The organism is Sphingomonas sp. 320_CC, from assembly GCF_059691795.1.
In genome coordinates this window covers 116,334-138,796 of sequence record NZ_JCAWAE010000003.1, presented here as the reverse complement: position 1 = coordinate 138,796, position 22,463 = coordinate 116,334, and the positions used below count along the sequence as shown (strand labels likewise).

The following is a 22,463-nucleotide window of genomic DNA, read 5'->3' as shown; positions in this document are numbered from 1 at the left end:
ACGGGATGCACGCGCGGCAACAGGGCCTATAACCACGCGATGACCACCGCCCCTGCCCTCGACGACGACATCGCCTGGACCGCGTTCGAAGCCCGCGACCGCGCGTGGGACGGCCGGTTTATCGTCGGCGTGAAGACCACCGGCATCTACTGCAAGCCGAGCTGCCCCGCGCGGCACCCCAAGCGCGAGAACGTCACCTTCCACCCCAACGCGCCAAGCGCCCGCGCCGCCGGGTTTCGCGCATGCCTGCGCTGCACCCCGGACGAAGTCGGCCGCGACCGCATCGCCGTCGCCGCAGCCATTGTACTGCTCGAAGCCGCCGAAGATCGCCTTGCGCTGGACGAGGTCGCCGCCAGAGTCGGCTACGCGCCGCATCATTTCCACCGCCTGTTCAAGCGCGCCACCGGCGTTACCCCCGCCGCCTATGCCCGCGCTTTGCGCACCGGGCGGGCGCGCGACGCCTTATCGGAGGACTCGACCGTGACCGAAGCAATCTATGACGCCGGCTATTCCGCTCCCAGCCGCTTCTACGAAGCCGACGCCAAACGGCTCGGCATGGCCCCCAGCGCGTGGGCGCGCGGCGGCGAAGGCGTCACGATCCGCTGGACCATCGCCGACACGAGCCTCGGCGCCCTGTTCGTCGCCGCCACCGACAAAGGCCTGTGCCGCGTGTCGTTCGACGAAGACGCGGACGAACTCCGCCGCCGCTTCCCCAGCGCCACGATCGAGCCGGGCGACGAAGCCCTCGCGGACCTGGCAGCGCACGTCGTCGCGGCCGTCGAATCCCCCGACCGCGACCAAGACCTCCCACTCGACGTCCGAGGCACCGCGTTCCAGGAAGCGATCTGGCAAGCCCTACGCACCATCCCGATCGGCGAAACCCGCACTTACAGTGAACTCGCAGCGCTCGCCGGCCGTCCTGCCGCAGTCCGCGCCGCCGGCACCGCGTGCGGCCAGAATCCAGTGTCGATCGTCATCCCCTGCCACCGCGCGCAGCGGATCGGTGGCGCGCTCGGTGGCTACGCCTACGGGCTGGACCGCAAGCGCGCGCTACTCGCCTCCGAAGCTCAGCGCGCCGACTTGCAGGAATAGACCAGCTTCTCGTTCGGCAACGGTGGCAACACCGCACGCACCGCAGCCTGCTGCCCCGCAAGCCGACTCAACGCCGCCTCATCCATGTTGCACACGTTCGGCACGACGCCGCGCGCGGTCCGCGCTGCCTCCATCCCCGCCGCCGACATCAGATAGCGCGTGTTCGAATAGACGCGCGTCGCCGGGTCGAACGATAGCACGGAGACGGTCTGCTCGACGTCGGGCACCAGCACGCGGTCCCAGCGGCCATTCGCTCCTACATATTGCGTCTTGCCGTTCACACACCCCTTCGCGCCCCAGTCGATCGGCACGTCCTCGCTGGACGAGATCGTAATCCGGCTGCGCTCCGGGATCAGCGTGCACATCAGCTTGCCGAGCGCCGCATCGGGCGTCGATATCCGCGTCTTGGGCAGCGCGGACAGCGGCACGTCGACCTCACCCGACGGGCGCAGCACGAACACGACAATCGCAACCAGCACGCTCAGGCCGCCGATACCCAGCGCCCACACCGCCTGCCGCCGCTGCCCCCGCGATTCGAGCAGCCCTGCACTTCCGATCACCAGCGCCCCTGCCACCAGTAGCAGCCCGGCAAGCGCCATGACGTTCTCGCGAGCCCGCCCGGCCTCGGTCCGCGCCTTCTCCAGTGCGACCTCGCGAGTCATCGCATCCTGCGTCGCCGCATCGCGCTTGGCCGACGCCGCATCGGCGGTCGCCTTCGCATCCGCGTCGGCGTCCTGCCGCAAGCGATCCTCGATCGAGGTACACCCCGTCCCGATCGATGCGTAAGGCTGTTTCGCATCGTGGAGAAAGCCAGCCAGCTCGGTATCCGCAATCGCGAACCCGAACGTCGAATCGCCCTCTTCGCCGCGCGTGATCGCCGAGTTAACCCCGATCACCCGCCCGCATCGATCGAGCAACGGCCCGCCCGAATTGCCGCGCGCGATACTCGCCGTGTGCAGCAGAACCTCGACGCTACTCAGCACGCGGCGACCGGAGAGCACGCCCTCCGACCGCACCGGCGTCATCGGCCGGATATAGTCCGCCGCCGACCGCGCCGTTGCCAAGTCGACGTTCCCCGGGAAGCCGAGCGACACCACCGGATCGCCCTCGGTCATCGGCCCGGTATAGAGCGCGCTCGGCGGCAGGCGCGCGCCGGTGAACTCGATCAGCGCCAAGTCACGCTGCGAATCATACGCGATCACCTTGCCCTGATAGGATTTGCTCCCCTCTGTCGGGACGATCCCGACGACGACGTTGTCGGGGTAGCGTTCGGCGAGATCGACGACGTGCGCGTTGGTGACGATCCGGTTGGGCGCGATCGCAAAGCCGCTGCCGTGCCCGAAGCCGACCACCTGATCGTCGACCACCGCGATCGTCACGACGCGCACGACGCCACGCCCGGTGGCGGCGATGTCGTCCGCAGATGCGGAGCTCGCCAACCCGAAGGTGAGCGCGAGAAGAAGCAGCAGGCGGATCATGTGCCTGCCTTCGGGGAGTTCGCGGCGGCGATCAACCCTGACCATCGCACCGCGCGACAGCGGCCCTTTCACGCGCCTGTTTTGGTTAGCAAATTATCAAGCCTTCGCGCCTAACCCGGTCGGCATTCATCCAGGGATACAGGCATGAGCGCATTCGGGCGTCGTAATGGCATCAGCGGGGGGCAGTCGGCCCGTCCCGCATTCGGCGTCGCGCGTCCGATGCAGGGAAGCTCGGGCAGCAATCCCGTGGCGCGCGCGGAACCCGAGGGCGGCGCGCAATTTCCGCCGATCGATTCGCTGCCGATGCCGGGGGAGACCGACGGATTCAGCTCGGGCATGATGCCCGCCGGCCAGCTGGACGCGATGCAGCGCCTGTCCGATCGCCAGAATGCGAGCGGGGAAGCGGGCAACAGCCGAACCGAGGGCTTCGAACAGTCGATCCACAAGATCAAGGAACAGGTCCTGCCGCGCCTGCTCGAACGCGTCGACCCGGAAGCCGCGGCAACGCTCAACAAGGACGAGCTGGCCGAGGAATTCCGCCCGATCATCGGTGAAGTGCTCGCCGAGCTGAAGCTGACGCTCAATCGCCGCGAACAGTTCGCGCTGGAAAAAGTGCTGGTCGACGAGCTGCTCGGGCTCGGACCGTTGGAAGAGCTGCTGGCCGATCCGAACATCACCGACATCATGGTGAACGGGCCCGACCAGACCTATGTCGAGCGCAAGGGCAAGCTCGAACTCGCGCCGATCCAGTTCCGCGACGAGGAGCATCTGTTCCAGATCGCGCAGCGGATCGTCAATTCGGTCGGCCGTCGCGTCGACCAGACCTCGCCGCTCGCTGATGCGCGTTTGAAGGACGGCTCCCGCGTCAACGTGATCGTGCCGCCGCTGTCGCTGCGTGGCACCGCGATCTCGATCCGTAAGTTTTCCGCCAAACCGATCACGCTCGACATGATGGCGGGGTTCGGCTCGATGTCGCCGAAGATGGCCACCGCGCTGAAAATCGCGGGGGCGTCGCGGTTCAACGTCGTGATTTCGGGCGGTACCGGTTCAGGCAAGACAACGATGCTCAACGCGCTGTCGAAGATGATCGACCCGGGCGAGCGCGTGCTGACGATCGAGGACGCCGCCGAGCTCCGCCTGCAACAGCCACACTGGCTCCCGCTCGAAACGCGCCCGGCCAATCTGGAAGGCCAGGGCGAAATCTCGATCCGCGATCTCGTCAAGAATGCGCTGCGTATGCGGCCGGACCGGATCATCCTTGGCGAAATTCGTGGCTCGGAGTGTTTCGACATGCTCGCGGCCATGAACACCGGTCACGATGGCTCGATGTGTACGCTCCACGCCAACTCCCCGCGCGAGGCGCTCGCCCGTATGGAGAACATGGTGATGATGTCCGACATCAAGGTGCCGAAGGAAGCCATCTCGCGCCAGATCGCCGATTCGGTCGAGCTGATCATCCAGGTGAAGCGCCTCCGCGACGGCTCGCGCCGCGTGACCAACATCACCGAGGTGATCGGCATGGAAGGCCCGGTGATCGTCACGCAGGAGCTGTTCAAGTTCGAGTATATGGACGAGTCGGCGGACGGTAAGATCCTGGGCGAGTACCGGTCGATGGGGCTGCGACCGTATACTCTGGAGAAGGCGAAGCAGTTCGGGTTCGACCAGGCGTATCTGGAGGCGTGCCTGTAGGGGAGTCGCCGATTGCACCCACTTCCTCGACTGTTACCGTCCCTGTTAAGCCGATCACCTGGGCGTAGGCCACCACCCCGGCGGAGGCCGGGGCCCAGTTGGAAAGGTGGCAATGACGGAGCGCGGTCCGCTGTCATCACCGTCCCCCAACTGGGCCCCGGCCTTCGCCGGGGTGGCGGCCGTTGCGAGCGTTGAGTGCATCCCGAACTGTTCTAGGCTGGTCTCGGCACGCTAGTTCGCCGGGCTGATTGCGAGACTGGTTCAAGCCACTGCACGCCCCTTCTACCGTTCCCTCGCGAACGCGGGGGGCCAGGAGTCACGAACGCCCCCGCCTGTGACCCTGGACTCCCGCGTTCGCGGAAGAACAATTATTGTTTCGCCAGGCCAGGCTTAACTGGATCAAGATAAAGCGCACCGTGCCAAGCGGATACTGTCTCGCAGGCAAGCACGCCGCATCGCTATCCACCCCGTCTCCGCCCCGCCCCGGCGAAGCCCCCGCTTGTACCCGTCCCCCGACCCGCTAGGGGACAGCGCCACATGCGTCGTGCCCTGCTCACCCTCGTCCCGCTGATCGCGGTCCTCTTCGTCTCAGCGCGCGAGCCCTCGAAATCCGCTCCGGCAACCGCGACCTCCCCCGCCGCACGCGAGCGCGGCGTGTACCATCTCGCGGCGGACGCCGAAGCGCGCTGGATCGCGTTCGACCTCACCCCCGGCAACCAGATCCGCTTCAAGATGCAGCTCGACGGCCGCGACGTGACCGCGATCCTCGACACCGGCGTCAGCTACACGCTGCTCGCCAAGGCCTCTTCTGCGGTCGATCCCGCCAAGCTGGTCGCGGGTGGCAGCGCAACCGCGATCGGCGGGTCGGTCGCACTCGGCTGGATGCCGACGCGCTTGGTCGCGCTCGGCGGCCTCGCGCGGACCGGTGGCGGCGTGACAGTCGCCGACCTACCCGCGATCGCCACCGGCAGCGCCTCCGCGGTCGACCTGCTGGTCGGTGCCGACATGCTCGCCGGCCATGCGCTCGACATCGATTACGCCGCCAAGCGCTTCCGCCTGCTCCGCTCCGGCCGGCTCCCGTTCAAGGGCGAGAGCGCACCGCTGCGCGTCTCCGCCGAGCGCAGCGTCTACGAAAGCGCGCTCACGCTGGGCGGCCGGCGCCTCGCGCCGATCGTGGTCGATACCGGCGACGGCTCGTCGATCACCGTCACGGCGGCGGGATGGCAGGCGGCAAACCTGAAGGCGTTGCGCACCACCAGCGCGATCGCGTTCGGGCTCGCTGGCCCGGCGGTCAGCGGCCTTGCGATCGTTCCCGAGATTGGCGTCGGCGAGATGATCGCGCGCGAGGCAGAGGTCCGGATCGAGCCGGCCGGCGGCTTCTCGCAGGCGATCGGCACCGCCGGGCGGATCGGCTCCGGCTTCCTTCAGAACTACCGCGTCCTGCTCGATCCCGGCGCGCGGCGGATGGTGCTCAGCCGAGGTCCCAAGGCCGACCTGCCGCCGCCGCGTTCGACCAGTGGCCTGCTCATCGGCATCGAGAAGGACCGGCTGAAAGTCCTTCACGTGATGCGTGGCGGCCCGGCGGCGGGATCGGGCTGGAAGGACGGCGACCTGATCTGCGCGATCAACGGCACACCCGTCACCAGCGGCTATCCGACGAGCCCGATCGCATCATGGACGGCGGGCATGCCCGGCCGCGTCGTGACGCTCGGACTGTGCGACGGCACCATACGCAAGCTCGAATTGACGCATTTTTATTAGGACTGCCCATGTTTAGCCTGCGTCACCGATCGGGGCAGGCAATTCTGCTGCTCCTCGTCGCCTTCGCGCTCCGTAGTCCGTTCTTCGGCAATCCGGTGATCCATAGCGACGAGCAATTCTACCTGCTCGTCGGCGATCGCCTGCTGCACGGCGCATGGCCATTCGTCGACATCTTCGATCGCAAGCCGGTCGGCCTGTTCCTGATCTTCGCCGGCATCCGCAGCGTCGGCGGCGATGGCGTGCTGATGTACCAGCTTGCCGCGACGCTCGTCGCCACCGCCACGGCATTCCTGGTCGCGCGGATCGTCAGCCGCCTGTCTTCTGATGATGCGAACCCGTTGGCGAGCGTCGGCGCGGCGCTGATCTATCTCGTCTGGATCATCGTGTTCGACGGGGCGGGCGGGCAGTCGGCAATATGGGGCAATGCCTTGATGGCGGCCGCCGCGCTGCTGGTGCTCGATACGACGCGCGGCCACCGGCATATCTCCTTGCGCGGTGCCGGTGCGATGCTGCTGATCGGCCTGGCGATGCAAATCAAGTACACTGCCATGTTCGAAGGGATATTCTTCGGCCTGACGCTGGTGTGGGCCGCGTATCGCGAGGGGCGGTCGATCGGTCGCCTAGCGGCCGATGCCGCCTTGTGGATCGGCGCAGCGCTGTTCCCGACCGCGCTTGCCTGGATAGTCTATGCCGCGGCGGGCCACGGCGACGCCTTCGTCTTTGCCAATTTCCTGTCGATCTTCGGTCAGCAGGACGACGACACGCTCAGCTCCAACCTGCTGAAGCTGTTGGGCGGCGTGGGCATGAGTCTGCCGCTCGCCTGGCTTGCGTGGCGTGGCCGTCGCACGGGAAGCTTCGCGCTCGGATGGCTTGCGGCGGCGGTGATCGCGATCCTCATCATGCACACGTTCGAGCTGCTCTACCTGCTGCCCCTCGCGCTGCCGCTGTCGGTCGCGGCCGGCACGGGGCTGAGCGGCCCGACCGTTCGCACGACCATGGTCCGCCTTGCCGCCGTACTGGTGTTTGGCGCACTGGCGGCGACCGTCATGACGAGTATCCGCATCGGACGGCGTGGCAATGCCCACCAGATCGCGCAACTCGTCCAGATGATCGGCCAGCAACCCCGCAGCTGTATGTTCGCCTATGGCAGCGAACCGATCCTATATTTCCTGACCCGGTCCTGCCTGCCGACGCCCTATATCTTCCGCAGTCATCTGGGCCAGACGGCCGAGTCGCACGGCACGGGGATCGATCCGGTCGTGGAAGTCGCGCGGTTGCTCGCAGCGCGTCCTGGCGTGATCGTCGTACGCGCGCCCAAGCCCAGCACGAACCTCGCGACCCAGGCGCTGGTACTGCGCGCGATCGCCACGCGGTATCGACTGGTCGGCTCGGTGAAGATCGGCGGGTTGCCGCAGAGCGTCTATCGCCTGCGCACCGACGCTGCCCGTTGACGAGGCGCGGTTACCTCAGGTCTTGAACGCGAGGCCGATCGTCACCGCGAGTCCGATCAGCGCCAGCATCTGGACGGTCGGCCAGTCGACCCAGCCCACCGAATCCGGATCGCGCCGACGGCGGCGTCTACGTTCGCCTAGCCCCGCCACAACAGCAAGCGCGGCGAGACCTGCGCTCAAACTCCACAGAACCGGGGCCATCGTTCAGCCGAGCTTCTCGACCTTTTCCTGCAACTTGGCGAGTTCGTTGCGCAGCGCAGCGATCTCGTCGTCCTTGCTGGCGGCGGGTGCAGGCGCAGGTGCGGGCGGCGTCATCGCCTGTGTTGCGGCGTCGAACATCTCGAGGTTGCGCTTGGCGATGTCGGCGAAGGGCGAGTTCGCGAACGCGCCTTCGACTGCGGACTTGAACTGGTCGTGGTTGCGACGGAAGCTGTCCATCGACGCCTCCAGATAGCCGGGCACCATCGTCTGCATCGAATCGCCGTACATCGAGATCAGCTGGCGCAGGAAGTTCACCGGCATCATCGTCTCGCCGCGGCTCTCCTCCTCCATGATGATCTGCGTCAGGACGTTGTGCGTGATGTCCTCGTCGGTCTTCGCATCGACCACCTTGAAGTCGCGGCCCTCGCGAGTCATCGTCGCGAGATGATCGAGCGTGATGTAGGATGACGACTCGGTGTTATAGAGCCGCCGGTTGGCGTACTTCTTGATGATGACGATTCCGTCGGCAGCCTTTTGCTTCTTCATGGATCCCCCGTCTTATGTTTGAAACGGAAGCTACAGTCTTTGATGACGCACCGCAACAAGGTCCGAGGCCCTTACCCTTGTTCCTTTCCGTGCTGCGCAACGAGACTGCAGCATCGCCGGAACGCATGGCCCGCGCGCTAGCGGGATTGCGCGCCTATCAGGCCGCAATGCGAGAGGAACGCCCCGTTCCGCGGCCTGCGATCCACCGCGCGGGCCGGGTCGCGTTGCGCGATTATGGCGGCGAAGGGCGTCCCGTCGTGTTCGTCCCATCGTTGATAAACCCGCCCGATATCCTCGATCATTCGCCCGAGTCTTCGCTGGTGCAATGGATCGCCCAGCAAGGATTCCACGTTTGGCTGGTCGACTGGGGATCACCCGGCGACGCGGACCGCGACCTCGATCTGGCGGCGCATGTCGAGCGGTTGCTGGTTCCGCTGTTCCAGTCACTCCCCGAGCCACCGGTGTTGGTCGGCTATTGCCTCGGCGGCACGCTCGCACTGGGCGCCGCTGCGATCACGCCCACCGCCGGTGTCGCGACGATCGCCGCCCCGTGGCACTTCGCCGGTTATGGCGAAGGCCGTCCCACGCTCGCCGCGACCTGGGCCGCGGTCCAGCCCGCCGCCGCGATGCTCGGCCTGCTCCCGATGGAAGTGCTCCAAGCGGGCTTCTGGCAACTCGACCCTGCGCGTACGATCGCCAAATACGAAGCGTTCGCCGACCTCCCCCCCGACAGCGACGCGGCCCGCGCGTTCGTCCGGCTCGAGGACTGGGCCAACGCAGGCGCCCCCCTCCCCTACGCCGCCGCCGCCTCGCTGTTCGAGGACTGCATCGCCAACGACCTGCCCGGCAAAGGCCGCTGGGAGATCGCCGGCACCCCGATCGACCCGCTCACACTAGCCTGCCCCACGGTCGAGTTCGTATCGCTCAGCGACCGCATCGTCCCCGCCGCCACCGCGATCGGCCTCGCCGACCGCCGCGACCTCGGCGCAGGCCATGTCGGCATGATCGTCGGCCGCTCTGCGCGCGCGCGCCTTTGGGAACCGCTCGCCAACTGGATCGCCGCGCTCGGCTGACCTACATGGGGTCCAACCATAGAGGATCCCGACATGACCGACCTGAACCCCCACGACGTCGTCATCACCGCCGCCAAGCGCACCCCCGTCGGCAGCTTCCTCGGCGCGTTCGCGAGCGTACCCGCGCACGAACTCGGCCGCATCGCGATTGAAGCAGCGCTCGGACAGGCGGGCGTGGCGGGCGAAGACGTCTCCGAAGTCATCCTCGGCCAGGTCCTCACCGCCGCCCAGGGCCAGAACCCCGCCCGCCAGGCCTCGATGGCCGCCGGCGTGCCGAAGGAAATCCCCGCCTGGGGCGTCAACCAAGTCTGCGGCTCGGGCCTCCGCGCGGTCGCACTCGCGGCACAGGCGATCCAGACCGGCGACGCGACCATCGTCGTCGCGGGCGGCCAGGAATCGATGTCGCTCTCCGCGCACGCGCAGTCGATCCGCGGCGGCCAGAAGATGGGTAATCTCAGCCTCGTCGACACGATGGTCAGCGACGGCCTGACCGACGTCTTCAACGGCTATCACATGGGCATCACCGCCGAGAACCTCGCCGAGCAATACCAGGTCACGCGCAGCGAGCAGGACGCCTTCTCGGTCGCCTCGCAGAACAAGGCCGAGGCCGCGCGCGGCTCAGGCCGCTTCAAGGACGAGATCGCGCCGGTCACCATCAAGGGCCGCAAGGGCGACACGGTGGTGGCCGATGACGAATACATCCGCGCTGGCGCGACGATCGAGAGCGTCTCCGGTGTGAAGCCCGCGTTCAAGAAGGACGGCACGGTAACGGCGGCTAACGCCAGCGGCCTAAACGATGGCGCCGCCGCCCTCGTCATGATGCGCCGCGACGAAGCCGAACGCCGCGGCTCGACCATCCTCGCGACGATCAAGAGCTGGGCCTCCGCCGGCGTCGACCCGTCGATCATGGGCATCGGCCCCGTCCCCGCCACAAGGCGCGCGCTGGAGAAGGCCGGCTGGACGCTAGCCGACCTCGACCTGATCGAGGCGAACGAAGCCTTCGCCGCCCAGGCACTGTCCGTCGGCAAGGAACTCGGCTGGGACGCATCGAAGGTCAACGTCAACGGCGGCGCGATCGCGATCGGCCACCCCATCGGCGCCAGCGGCGCCCGCGTCCTGACGACGCTGATCTACGAAATGCAAAAGCGTGACGCGAAGCGCGGGCTGGCGACGCTGTGCATCGGCGGCGGCATGGGCATTGCGATGTGTCTGGAACGCTGACGTACTTTCGAAGGTAACTTTATGTCGGGGTGATACGCCATATGACCATATTGTGACGATTTTGTCACAATTGGTTACAAACGGAACGACGGGCTGGTCTGAACCTTAACGCAGGCTTGCCACTAGTCGCCATTCGCGGTTGTAAGGTCCTCATAACGGCGAAAGTGCCGGTAAACGGGGGACTTTAGTTGAACAGAGCGTATCACCTTCTATCCGCGACGATCCTGGCAACGGGCGCGATGACGCTACCGAATTCCGTAGCTGCGCAGACCGCGCCATCCGCTACGGATGGCACCGCCATGGAAACCGGCACTCAGGTCGCGGCCGAGGCCGCTGCCGCGCCGGAAAACGAAACGATCGTCGTCACGGGATCGCGCATTGCCCGTCCCAATCTCGATTCGCCGTCGCCGATCACGTCGCTCAGCATTCAGGAACTGACCCAGACCGGCGAAGTCTCGCTCGGCGATACGCTGAACAAGTTGCCGTCGCTGCGCGCGACGTTCAGTGGCTCGAATTCGACTCGGTTCATCGGCACGGCCGGTATCAATGCGCTCGACCTGCGCGGTCTAGGCACGAACCGGACTCTGGTCCTGGTGAATGGCCGCCGTCACGTCACCTCGACTCCCGGCGAAAGCCGCGTCGACATCAACACCATTCCCGTCGATCTGATCGAACGCGTCGATGTCGTAACAGGCGGCAATTCGGCGGTCTACGGGTCCGATGCGGTCGCTGGCGCCGTGAACTTTGTCTTGAAGCGGGACTATGAAGGCTTCCGCCTTCGCGGCCAGAGCGGTGTGACGTCGCGCGCCGATCGCCCATCGTATTTTGGCAGCCTGACGGCCGGCAAGAACTTTGCCGATGGTCGTGGCAACATTGCAGTCTCGGCCGAATACAGCGAGTCCGACGCGCTCTATTTCACCGATCGCACCCGGTACAGCACGACCGGCCGTCGCCAATTCAATCTGACCGAAAACGTCTTGAACGAGCCGGGTAGCGGCAATGGCGTTCCCGACACCACCTTCCTGACCAACGTCCGCAACATCGCCATATCCGAAGGTGGCGCGATCACGTCGGCCTGCCCTGCCGCAGTGGCCGGCAACGCGGCCGTCACTGCCCGTCGTGCTTTCAACTGCACCGGCGAGAACAGCAACACGGGCGCGGCACTCGGTCGGGTGTTCGTGTTCGACAATTCGGGCAACCTCGTACCGAACAACGTCATCAAGGACTTCCGTCCGTTTGGTTCAGGCAATGCGATCGGCGGCCTGGGTTCCTCGCAGCGCCTGACCGGTCAGTTGCAGCCCGGCATCAAGCGCTATTCGGCGAACGTCCTGGCGCATTACGACGTCTCGGACGCGTTCCGTCCGTTCGTCGAGGCAAAATATGTCCGCGTCGACGCAATCCAGGAAGGCCAGCCGACGTTCCTGCAGGGCACGCTGCCCGCGATCTACAACGTCAACAATCCGTTCCTAACGGCTCAGGCACGCTCGGTGCTCGCGCAGACGCTGGCGCCTGGTGCCACCACGTTCCAGGCGCAGCGCATCAACGTCGATTTCGGTGCCCGTGGCGAAAACCATCGTCGCGAAACCTATCGTATCGTTGCCGGCGTCGAGGGCACGTTCAACACCGATTGGCGCTATGAGGCCGCCTTCAATTACGGCCATCTGGACACGTTCTATGCGACCCAGGGCAACGTAAACGTCCAGAAGTTCAAGAACTCGCAGGATGCGGTCCGCAACGCCGGTGGCAATATCGTCTGCGGCATCAACGCCGATGCAAGCACAGCCAATGACGACGCGAGCTGCGTTCCCGTCAACCTGTTCGGCCAGGGTGCACCCAGCGCCTCGGCATTGAACTATTTCGTTGTGAACTCGACCCGCCGCCAGCAGGCCGACCAGTATGATGCGACCGCGTTCGTGTCGGGCGACCTTTCGCAGCTGTTCGAACTGCCGGGCGGCCCGGTCGCATTCTCGATCGGCGGCGAATATCGCCGGGAGACAGCCTATTCGGCATTCGACGACGTCACGCGGAGCGGTGCGACCTTCCTCAACGCCATTCCGATCTTCGACCCGCCGGCGCAGGTCGTAAAGGAAGCGTACGGTGAAATCCGTATTCCGCTGCTGAAGGACGTTCCATTCTTCCAGGAACTGACGATCGATGGCGCAGGTCGCGTTTCGGACTATAACATCGGCGCAACCGGCACCGTGTATTCCTACAATGCCGGCCTGACCTGGTCGCCGGTACGCGATATCCGTCTCCGTGGCAGCTATGCCCGTTCGGTTCGTGCACCGACCCAGGGGGATCTGTTCTCGGCACCGAGCCAGACCTTCCTCAATGGCCTGATTGACCCCTGCAGCCAGAATAATATCCGCAACGGCCCGAACCGTGCGGCTAACTGCGCAGCCGCAGGCGTTCCGACGACCCAGACGTTCAACGGTATCACGGAGCCTTTCACCAACGTTCCGACCTCCGGCATCAGCGGTCTGAACGGCAGCAATCCCAATCTGCGCGAGGAAACCGCAGACAGCTTTACTGGCGGTTTCATCCTCCAGCCCAGCATCATCCCGGGCCTTACGCTGTCGGTCGATTACTACAACATCAAGATCACCAACGTGATCTTCGCGCTGGCGCCACAGACGATCATCAACCAGTGCTACGACAGCCCCAGCGGCATCAACAATCAGTATTGCGCGGCATTGACGCGTAATCCCAACGGCACCTTCGCCGGTCAGACCGGCGTCACCAACGGTGGCGCGCAGATCTCCTTCCCGGCGACCGGGCAGTCGTTCCTGTCGGGTCCATTCAACTTTGCCAAGCAGAAGACATCCGGTGTCGATGCCGATCTGAGCTATAGCCATAACGTTGGCGGTGCGAAGGTAACGTTGCGTGGTATCGTCAGCTACCTGATCAACCGCGACAACTATACCGACATCAACACCCCAAGCTTCATCGACCAGCAGAAGTTCGAAGTCGGAGATCCGGAATGGTCGGGTTCGTTCACGGCCAATGTCGACTTCGGTGTGTTCGACCTTAACTACAACTTCCGTTACGTCGGCAAGCAGACAGTCGCCGCCGAGTATGAGACACAGAACTCGGTCCAGGGTCGCCCGGCTCGGGATCCCGACGCGTTCCCGTTCACCTTCTACCCGGATGTGACCTACCACAACATCCGCGTCGGTGCGGACGTCACGGACAAGTTCCGCTTCTATGCCGGCATGGACAACGTGTTCGACCGCCAGCCCCCCTACGACATCACCGGCACGACCGGCGCGCAGGGCATCTACGAGAACGTCGGCCGCTTCATGTACGCAGGCTTCGAAGCCAAGTTCTGATCCGCCGATCTACCAACTGAAAAGGCCGCTCCTTACGGGGCGGCCTTTTTTTTGCTTGGAGCAAGTCCTGATGCCGGCCTGCGGTGCCGCATGATGCGCTTGTTAACGCCAAACTCGCGAATAGCGTCCGCCAAGACTGGTCAACAGTTCGTATTGCGACATCCCCGATACCGCGGCTGCATCGGGCAGCGCGAAATCGAGCGCGAGCCATGTCCCTTCGTGCACTGCTGGTACACTCGTCACGTCGATGGCCACGAGATCCATCGATACGCGACCGATAACGGGCATCGCGATGCCGCCCGCCGATGCGGTTCCACAGTTCGAAAATCCGCGGAAATAGCCGTCGGCATAGCCTAGATTGAGGATCGCCACCTCGGTGTCGGCCGGCGCCGTCCAGGTCGCGTTATAGCCTACCGTTTGTCCCGCGCGTACGCGGCGGCACTGGAGGATTTGCGCTTCGATCGTGACCACGAACTTGATCGCATCCGCCAGGCCGGCGCGGGGGACCCCGCCATATAGCGCCAGCCCAGGCCGTGTCAGGTCGAACGCATAGCCGTTGAGCGCGATGCCGGCGGAGTTGGCGAGACTCATGCGCTTTGCCGCCGTCGCGCCCGCAAGCGCAGCGAACCGGTCCCGCTGCTCCGCGTTCATCGGTACATCCTCGTCGGCGCAGGCGAGATGGCTCATCAGCGTTTCGATCTGGAGGCCATCGAGCAGACCGGCCGCAATATCGTCCACCGACACGCCCAGGCGGTTGATGCCGGTGTCGACCATGACGTCGCATGCGCCACCGCCAGCCCCTTTCCAGCGCGCAACTTGTGTCGGGGTGTTGAGGACCGGGCGGGCGAAGCCGGCGGCCGCGGCGGGCATGTCTTCTTCGCGGACGCCGTGGAGGACGGAGACGGTCAGGCCCAGCGGCGCGAGTTCGGCGGCTTCCTGCCAGTTCGAGACGAAGAAGTCGCGGCAACCTGCGTCTGCCAGGCGGTTTGCGACTTCGATCGCGCCGAGACCGTAGCCGTTCGCCTTCACCGCGGCGCCGCACGCTGCGGTGCCGCTCATGCGGTCGAGCGTGCGCCAGTTCTGGACGAGAGCGTCGCCGTCTAGGCGCAGGCGGAGGGGGGCAGGAATATCGATCACCCGGCGCGGGATAGTGCCACGGGCGCGGCGCGTCGACCGTCTATGCTGCTTCGATGCGTCCGACCGGCACGAGCAGGCGGCGGCCATCGTCTTCTAGGGAGGTAACGCGGACCCCAAATACGCGGCCGAGCGTGTCGGCGGTCATGACCTCCGCGACGGGACCAAACGCGACGACGCGGCCATCGGCGAGCAGCAGCGCGTCGTCGGCCGCGCGCTGTGCCTGGACGAGGTCATGGAGGACGATCGCCACCCCTGCCCCGCCGAGCGCATAGCCTCGCAGGCGGGCGAGCAGGTCGATCTGGTGCGACGGGTCGAGGCTCGCGAGCGGTTCGTCGGCGAGCAGCCAACCTGGCTCGCCCGCCAGCACGCGTGCGAGCAGGACACGCGCCCGTTCGCCGCCGGAGAGTTCGCCGACCGGGCGATCCGCGAGATGCTCGGTCTCGGTATCGTGCATCGCGCGGTCGACGGCGGCATGATCTTCGAGCGATGGAGCAGCATGCGCGCCGAGGTGCGGCAGGCGGCCAAGCGCGACGACATCGCGCGCGACGATGTTCCAGTGCACCGTTGCGTCCTGCGGGAGATAGCCGATCGCGCGCGCTCGAGCGCTCGGGTCCATCGCGGCGACGTCCTGCGCGTCGAGGCGGACGCTGCCGGTGCTGCGGTCGACGAGCGCCGCGGCGGCTTTGACGAGCGTGCTCTTGCCAGCGCCGTTGGGGCCAAGGATCGCGGTGACGCGGCCGGGACGGAGGTGTACGGATACGTCGCTCAGGACAGCGCGCTTACCGAGCTTCACGCCCAAAGAGTCGATGATCAGATCCATGCGCGGCCTCGTTCCCTGACCAGCAATCCCAGGAAGAACGGCGCGCCGATCATCGCCATCGCAACGCCGAGCCGGATTTCGCCAGCGCCGGGTGTGAGACGGACGAGGCTGTCGGCAGCGAGTACGAGCGCTGCGCCGCCAAGTGCCGAGGGTAACAGCAAGGCGCTCGGGCGGTGGCCGAAGATCGGGCGTAGGAGGTGCGGCACGACGAGCCCGACGAAGCCGATCACGCCGGTCACCGCGACGCCCGCGCCGACAACTAGGCCGGTGCCCAGCACGACGAGCAACCGGACGCGACCCATCCGTATCCCGAGCGACCTTGCCGCCGCCTCGCCCAGTGCCAGCGCGTCGAGCGAGCGGCCTGTGAGCAACAGCAGCACCGCACCGACCACCATCGGCGGCAGCGCGAGCGTCACGTCGTCCCAGCCGCGATCAGTCAACGCGCCCATGATCCAGTCGATCACCTCGGCGACCGCATAGGGGTTCGGCGCGATCGAGATCAGGAACGCGGTCAGCGCGCCGGCAAGACTCGACAGCACCGTGCCCGCGAGGATGAAGGTGATCGCGCTCGGCGACCGCCATGTCAGCGCCGCGAGCAGCGCGACCGCACCGCCTGCGCCCAGCATCGCGGCGACGAAGATCGCGGGGCCGGAGCCGAGCCCGAACACGATTGCCGCGACCGCCGCCAGCGCCGCGACCGACGACACGCCGACGACTGCGGGGTCGGCGAGCGGGTTGCGGAGATAGCCTTGCAGCACCGCTCCCGACAGGCCGAGCGTGGCGCCGAGCGCAAGCCCCAGCACCGCGCGCGGCAGGCGGAGTTCGAGGATGATCCACCAGCGCGGGTCGCTCGAGAACCACGCGTCTAGCGGCACCCAGACCTTGCCGCAGCCGAGCGACAGGCTGAACAGGAGGACGACCAGGACGGCCAATACGGCAAGTTTCAGCGTGCGGGTCATCAGAGCGCCTCTTCGCCCGTACCGACCACCGCCACCACCCCGGCGAAGGCCGGGGCCCAATTGGGGGACAGTCGTGACAGCGCGCGGCAGGTCATTACTTCGGTCATCCCAATTGGGCCCCGGCCTCCGCCGGGGAGGAGCACGGGCGGTGAGCCGTTCGCGATTCTAAGCGCTCGCATCACAGCCCCGCCCGGATCGCGGCGAGGCGTTCGAGCGCAGGCGGGATGGTAGGCCCGCCGCAATTGATCAGGACGCGCGGGAAGACGGCTTGCGGCGTGTTCGGCAGCAGGCGGTGGCGCAGCGCGGTGCCGCGGCTTTCGCGTTCGGAAGCGATCACGACGGCGGGGGGCTGCGTCACGATCGTCTCGGCTGACAGCGTGCCGGTATGCGTCAAGCCGTAGCTCGCGGCGGCGTTTCGGAAGCCGACGCGCGTCATCATGTCGTTCAGCAACGTGCTCCCCCCCGTCGCGAGATCGCCGCTGATATAGAGCAACGCGCTCGGCGACCGTCCATCCTTGTGGCTCCAGCGGGCCACCGCGCGGTCGATCTCGGCATTGATCCGCGCGCCGCCCATCGGCGCTCCGGCAGCATCGGCGATCTGCGTGACCTGCGCCTGGCTCTCCGCGATCGAGTCGGGAATGCCGACGAGCAGCGTCTTCAGACCGGCCCGCGCGTACGCCGCCTGAGTCGCGGGCGGCGTGTAGGTGCTGGCGATGACGAGATCGGGGTGGAGCGCGATCACCTCCTCGGCGGTCCCCGCGATGCCGCGAAACCGGCGCGCGACGGCGAGCGGGATCGATGTCGCGGACGGATCTTGCGAATAGTGGCTGATCCCGGCGATCCGCGCGGGCGGCAGGATCCGGACCAGCACCGAATCCACGCACGGATTGGTCGAGACGATCCCCCCGCCACCGCCCGCTCCGGGGGATTGCGCGCAGCCCCCGAGCAGGAGCGCGAGGAGGATCGCCCCGCGCCTCACTTCAGCCGCAACCGTACGCCGCCATACGCCGCGCGACCGTAATTGCCGTAGCCCGCGACCGTCTCGTACCGCGAGTCGGTGAGGTTATCGACGCGGCCGTACAGTGCAATCTGGTCGGTGATCGGCATTTCCACGCGGACGCCCGCCAGCGCATAGCCGTCGAGTCGCACGGTGTTGGCGGCGTCGTCGAAGCTGTCGCCGACCATCGTCACGGTGCCGCCGACCGACAGCCCGAACGCGAACCGGTAATCGGCGTCGACGCTCGCGGTCTGCTTGGGACGGCGCGCGAGATCGTTGCCGAAATCGCTGCCGATCGAGCGGTTCTCGGTGTCGATATAGCTGTAGTTCGCGGTCAGCGTCAGCGCGTCGACCGGGCGCAGCGCCAAGGTGAACTCGACGCCGTCCGCCTCGGCGCGGGCGATATTGTCGTAGACGCCGAACGGGCGGTCGACGCAGATCGAACCGGCGGTCGTCTGCTCCGCCGGACTGCAGTCGCGGAAGTCGATCTGGTTGCGCGTACGCCGGTTGAAATAGGTCACCGCGACGCGCGCGCGGTTGTCGAGGAACGCCTGTTCGACACCGACGTCGAAGTTGCGCGCGGTCTCCGGATCGAGGCCGCGATTCCCGTAGTCGGAGAAGAGCTGGTACAAGGTCGGCGCCTTGAAGCCTTCGCCATAGCTCGCGCGGACGGTGGTTCCGGTCCGCAACGCCAGCGCGGCGTTCGCGCCGAACGTCGTGTGGCTGCCGAAATCGTCGTGGTCGTCGTTACGGACGCCGCCGGTGATCGTGAGGACGTCGAGCGGCTTGACGATCAGCTGGCCGTAGACGCTGGTGATGCCGGTATCCGCGAAGGTGAAGCCGTCGTTGAAGCGGCTGTTCTCGCGCTCGACGCCTGCGACGACGCGCACTTGGTCGAGGGGGCGGAAGTCGCCCTGATACTCGTAGCGTTCGCTGCGGCCGCGACCGATGAACGACGGATCGCTGCCGAAGCTCGGGTCGTAATTGTCGCGGTTGATGTCGGCGATCGTGAAGGCCACGCGGTTGTTGAACCGACCGTCGGCGAAGTTCGCATGGAGCCCCGCGTAACCATAGGCTTCGCGCGTCTTCGAATATTCGGCGGTGTCGGCGAGCACGTAATCAGGGGCCGGGAAGCCGTCGATCGCGACGCGACTGTCGGCGAAATAGCCGCGCAGGTCGAGGCCGATGCCCGGCGCGAACTCGACGCCGACCCGCCCGGTTGCGCCATATTGGCGATAGCCGTCGCGCTCGGTGCCGCTGGCCGCCGACGAGATGCCGTCGGTGCGCAGATATCCGCCGGTCAGCGATCCGGACACCTGACCCGACTTGCCCGACACGCCCGCGCTCGCGAACACGCTGTCGGCATAGCCATATTCGGCGTTGGCGCGCGCCTGGACGCCTTCGGTCGGTGCGGCGGTGATGATGTTGACGACGCCGCCGATCGCCTGGCTGCCCCATGGCACCGAGTTAGGACCGCGCAATATTTCGATCCGCTCGACCGAACTCGACAGGAGGTTGCCGAAGTTGAAGCCGCCGCCGGTCGACGAGGGATCGTTGACGCGCACGCCGTCGATCACGACGAGCGTCTGATCCGCCTCGGCACCGCGGATGCGGACGCTGGTCAGCGCGCCGACCGTGCCGTTACGCGTGACGGTGACGCCAGGCGTGGTCGCGAGCAGGTCGGAGACGATGGTGGTCTGGCGGCGCTCGATCTCGGCGCGGTCGATCACGGTCACGGCCTGGCCGATCTCGCTCAGCGGTTGCGCAGCGCGGGTCGCGGTGACGACGATTTCGGGGGCGTCTGGGTTGGATATGGTCTGAGAATAGGCGGGCGATGCGATCGCCGCGGCACTCAGGAGAAGGAAGAATTTCGTCATTCGGCTGCGTCCTAACCAGAACCGCCAGCGACCATTCGCCGGGCGGCCAGACGTCTCTCGCTCGAGGAAACCCGGCTGGACCGGAGCACTCGTCCGCGCCGGACACCCGCCCGCGCAGTGGATCGACCGTGACAGGCAGGTCTCCTGGCTTCCGGGTCGCCGCGCCCACCCCACCTTCCCAGGCCGAGACCCAGTGGCATATCGGGGTGGCCGCTATCCGGTCACAGTTGCGGGTACAGCGCCGGTCTTGCGGATTTGGATCGTGACGACCCGGCCCGCGCACCGACTTCCCTTTTGATCCCGTTGCGGGGAACCCTTCACGTACGCGGCATTAGTCGTGCGCCAGGCACGGGTCAACGCGGGGCCTGCTGATCCTCCCCCGCCAGGGGGAGGTGGCTGGCGCTTGCCAGACGGAGGGGGCGGACACGGAAACGGGGGTGATCGCATGCCTCCCCCTCCGTCACCTTCGGTGCCACCTCCCCCTTGCGGGGGAGGATCGTAAGCTCCCTCACCGTCCACCGCACCACCCCGGCGGAGGCCGGGGCCCAGTTGGGGAATGTCACTAACTAAGCGCGGTCCGTCGTTACTGCGACCTTGCCAACTGGGCCCCGGCCTCCGCCGGGGTGGTGGCGTGTTAGTCGGGACGTCGCTTTCCCTCCCTTGTTCTCCCGCGAAGGCGGGAGTCCAGTCTGGGTCCCCGCCTTCGCGGGGAAACATGATGCCTTCGTTTTCCTTAGCAGAAAGAATATCACCGCCCGCCGTAGCGCAGCCCGACCCAGATCGTCCGCGGGGTGGCGCGCTCGACGATGTTCGCGCCGCTGACCCCTGCCTCGACCCGCTCGTTGAGGAAATTCTCGGCCCGAAACTCGGCAACCAGCGACCGCAGGATCGGCAACGCTGCATACGCATCGAGCGTCGTCGCAGCCCCAAGCACGCGCGTATTCTGGTCGTCGTCGAACTGCTGGCCGATATGCCGCACCGTCAGTGACAGCGTCGCCGCGTCGCGTCGCCAGTCGACCGTCCCAGAAACCTGGTCGCGAGGGGTCTGCGCCGGTCGCACGCCGTCCAGCGCAGCCGTGATCCCCGATCCCTCGACCTTTGAGTTCGTGTGCGACCACGACGCCTGAACACCAAACGGACCCGGCCGATACGCCGCATTCAACTCGAACCCATGCGCGCGGATCGCGTCGAGGTTCTGGCGAACGCGGTAGGTCGTCACCCCCGGCAACACCTGCGTCGGCGTGGTCGTCGTGACGTTCGCCACCGCATCCTTCAGCCGGTTGTAGAAATACGTCGCGGCGATGCTCACGCCCGGCGCAGGCGTCAGCGTCACCCCGCCCTCGACCCCGGTCAGCCGCTCCGGCGACAACAGCGCATTCGCCGCGGTCGCATCGTTGCCGACGCGAAACGGCCGATACAGCTCGTTGAGCGTCGGCAGCCGCCACCCGCGATACCCGGCCGCGCGCAGCGTGATCGCCTCCACCGGCTGATACGCTACGCCCGCCCGGCCGGTCGTCTCGCTGCCATCGCGGTCCGCATATCGAAGATTGGTCAACGCCGCGCCGCCGGCCAGCGGCCGTTCGGACAGATAGCCGCCGTCGATCGACCACCAGTCAACCCGGCCGCCAAGACTGAACGTGAAGTCGCCAGCAACCAAGCTCCCATCGGCAAACACGCCGGTTGTCGTCGTGCTCCCGCCGGCCTCGCGCCGCCGCGTCGGCACGGTGTTGACGAACGTATACAGCTCCTGCGTCTTGCCGCTGACATCGCGAACATCCGCGCCCAGACGCAGCGTGATGCTCTCGCCCAGCGGCGGAGCGATCTCGATCCGTCCGCCAAGCCCGGTGGCGGGCGTATTATACTGGTTCAGCGACTGGATCGCGGTCGTCCGCGCGGCGTTGATGCTGTTGAAGCTGCTCGCGAACGCGCGCGTTTGCAGATACGCCAGCGCCGAATACCCCCAGCGCCCGCGCCCGATGAGCCGGACGCTCGCGTCCGCGCCTTCGCTCTTGTTGTCGGTAAAGTCGCTCCCCCGGTCGCGCCGATCGGTGAACGCGCTCGCATTCATCTGCAATTCGGTCTTCGAGCCGATCCCGACGACGGTCCGCAGCGCGCCCGACGCCTGCTCGTACGGCGCGGCGCGATCGACGATTCCCCGGCTTTCCTCGACGGTCGGCGTGAAGCCGTCCCCGCGCGCATAGGCTCCGGACAAGGTCGCAAACCCAGACCCGTGCACCAGTGCCGCAGAGCCCTGTGCATCGACCGAATCCCGGCTGCCATACGCGACACTGCCCTGGAAAGGCGCCGCCTGGTCCGGCGTCGCGCTCTCGAGCTCGACCGTCCCCGCCAACGCCCCCGGCCCCTGATACCCGCTCCCGCCGCCGCGCGTCACGCGAATGCGCCCGAGCCGCCCCGTCGCATACGCCGGAAACGCGACCCAGCCGCCGAACGGATCCGCCTGCGGCACGCCGTCGAAGATCAGCAGCGCGCGACTGGAGGCATTGCCGCCGATCCCGCGCAGCGAAATCCCCTGGCTGGTCGGGTTGGCGCTGCGCGAGTCCGACCGACGAAACTGCTGGAGCCCCGCGACGTCGGCCAGCACGCTCTCCAGCCGATTGCTCGCATTCGCCTGGATCCGCGCACGATCGATAGTGACGACGTCGTACGCACGATCGCCGGGCGCATCGGCCAGCCCGCGCCCGGTGACGACGATGTCAGCCTGCTGGTCGCTAGGCGCGACAGTCGTCTGCGCGACCGCACCCCCGGACGAAATCAATACGAAGGCAAGCGTAGAGAGCGAGATACGGATCATCGCCGCCGCATGGCAGCTTT

The 22,463-nt window shown here is 66.6% G+C and carries 16 protein-coding genes and 1 riboswitch; of the genes, 7 read left to right on the top strand and 9 right to left on the bottom strand.

Annotation, left to right across the window (positions count from 1 at the left end; all coding sequences use genetic code 11):
• Positions 1-39 precede the first annotated feature (39 nt).
• Complete coding sequence (gene ada / locus AC59GX_RS12160; RefSeq protein ID WP_426281662.1) at positions 40-1,092, top strand: bifunctional DNA-binding transcriptional regulator/O6-methylguanine-DNA methyltransferase Ada; 1,053 nt, start codon at positions 40-42, stop codon at positions 1,090-1,092.
• Here ada and AC59GX_RS12155 read toward each other — a convergent pair.
• Positions 1,068-2,570, bottom strand: a complete 1,503-nt coding sequence (locus AC59GX_RS12155) for a S1C family serine protease (RefSeq protein ID WP_426281859.1) — start codon at positions 2,568-2,570, stop codon at positions 1,068-1,070. The two genes, ada and AC59GX_RS12155, sit on opposite strands and share 25 nt — an antisense overlap.
• A 144-nt stretch (positions 2,571-2,714) precedes the next feature.
• Between AC59GX_RS12155 and AC59GX_RS12150 the strand changes: the two genes are divergently transcribed.
• The 3 genes from AC59GX_RS12150 (at position 2,715) to AC59GX_RS12140 (ending at position 7,471) form a co-directional block, all read left to right on the top strand.
• Positions 2,715-4,259, top strand: a complete 1,545-nt coding sequence (locus AC59GX_RS12150) for a TadA family conjugal transfer-associated ATPase (protein WP_056065184.1) — start codon at positions 2,715-2,717, stop codon at positions 4,257-4,259.
• A gap of 537 nt (positions 4,260-4,796) precedes the next feature.
• Complete coding sequence (locus tag AC59GX_RS12145; RefSeq protein ID WP_426281664.1) at positions 4,797-6,020, top strand: hypothetical protein; 1,224 nt, start codon at positions 4,797-4,799, stop codon at positions 6,018-6,020.
• 8 nt (positions 6,021-6,028) lie between these two features.
• Entirely contained in the window at positions 6,029-7,471 is a 1,443-nt protein-coding gene (locus AC59GX_RS12140; RefSeq protein WP_426281666.1) for a glycosyltransferase family protein, read from the top strand.
• 15 nt (positions 7,472-7,486) lie between these two features.
• Here the strand turns inward: AC59GX_RS12140 and AC59GX_RS12135 are convergent, their stop codons facing one another.
• Complete coding sequence (locus tag AC59GX_RS12135) at positions 7,487-7,672, bottom strand: hypothetical protein (RefSeq protein WP_426281668.1); 186 nt, start codon at positions 7,670-7,672, stop codon at positions 7,487-7,489.
• Positions 7,673-7,675: 3 nt separating this feature from the next.
• Positions 7,676-8,218 (bottom strand): polyhydroxyalkanoate synthesis repressor PhaR, encoded by a 543-nt coding sequence (phaR, locus tag AC59GX_RS12130; RefSeq protein WP_056065197.1) that lies wholly within the window; start codon positions 8,216-8,218, stop codon positions 7,676-7,678.
• A gap of 77 nt (positions 8,219-8,295) precedes the next feature.
• On the opposite strand from phaR, the gene AC59GX_RS12125 reads away from it, so the two are divergent.
• The 3 genes from AC59GX_RS12125 (at position 8,296) to AC59GX_RS12115 (ending at position 13,841) form a co-directional block, all read left to right on the top strand.
• Entirely contained in the window at positions 8,296-9,291 is a 996-nt protein-coding gene (locus tag AC59GX_RS12125) for an alpha/beta fold hydrolase (protein ID WP_426281671.1), read from the top strand.
• A 33-nt stretch (positions 9,292-9,324) separates the two neighbouring features.
• Positions 9,325-10,512, top strand: a complete 1,188-nt coding sequence (locus AC59GX_RS12120; RefSeq protein ID WP_426281673.1) for an acetyl-CoA C-acetyltransferase — start codon at positions 9,325-9,327, stop codon at positions 10,510-10,512.
• 239 nt (positions 10,513-10,751) lie between these two features.
• Positions 10,752-13,841 carry a TonB-dependent receptor domain-containing protein gene (locus AC59GX_RS12115; protein WP_497301777.1) on the top strand — a complete coding sequence of 1,030 codons (3,090 nt, stop codon included), beginning with the start codon at positions 10,752-10,754 and terminating at the stop codon, positions 13,839-13,841.
• A 102-nt stretch (positions 13,842-13,943) separates the two neighbouring features.
• On the opposite strand, the gene alr is transcribed toward AC59GX_RS12115, so the two are convergent.
• The 6 genes from alr to AC59GX_RS12085 all read right to left on the bottom strand — a co-directional run bounded on the left by alr (position 13,944) and on the right by AC59GX_RS12085 (position 22,443).
• Entirely contained in the window at positions 13,944-14,969 is a 1,026-nt protein-coding gene (gene alr / locus AC59GX_RS12110) for an alanine racemase (RefSeq protein ID WP_497302051.1), read from the bottom strand.
• A 49-nt stretch (positions 14,970-15,018) separates the two neighbouring features.
• A complete protein-coding gene (locus AC59GX_RS12105; RefSeq protein WP_426281677.1) occupies positions 15,019-15,798 on the bottom strand; it encodes an ABC transporter ATP-binding protein in 780 nt (259 codons plus the stop codon).
• Positions 15,789-16,757, bottom strand: a complete 969-nt coding sequence (locus AC59GX_RS12100) for a FecCD family ABC transporter permease (RefSeq protein ID WP_426281679.1) — start codon at positions 16,755-16,757, stop codon at positions 15,789-15,791. Before AC59GX_RS12100 ends, AC59GX_RS12105 begins: the two co-directional genes overlap by 10 nt.
• Before the next feature lie 178 nt (positions 16,758-16,935).
• Positions 16,936-17,736 carry an ABC transporter substrate-binding protein gene (locus AC59GX_RS12095; protein ID WP_426281681.1) on the bottom strand — a complete coding sequence of 267 codons (801 nt, stop codon included), beginning with the start codon at positions 17,734-17,736 and terminating at the stop codon, positions 16,936-16,938.
• Positions 17,733-19,631: a TonB-dependent receptor plug domain-containing protein gene (locus tag AC59GX_RS12090; RefSeq protein ID WP_497301775.1), complete on the bottom strand. Its 1,899-nt coding sequence runs from the start codon at positions 19,629-19,631 to the stop codon at positions 17,733-17,735. Before AC59GX_RS12090 ends, AC59GX_RS12095 begins: the two co-directional genes overlap by 4 nt.
• A 117-nt stretch (positions 19,632-19,748) precedes the next feature.
• Positions 19,749-19,964: riboswitch (cobalamin riboswitch) on the bottom strand.
• A gap of 415 nt (positions 19,965-20,379) precedes the next feature.
• A complete protein-coding gene (locus AC59GX_RS12085; RefSeq protein WP_426281686.1) occupies positions 20,380-22,443 on the bottom strand; it encodes a TonB-dependent receptor in 2,064 nt (687 codons plus the stop codon).
• Positions 22,444-22,463 lie beyond the last annotated feature (20 nt).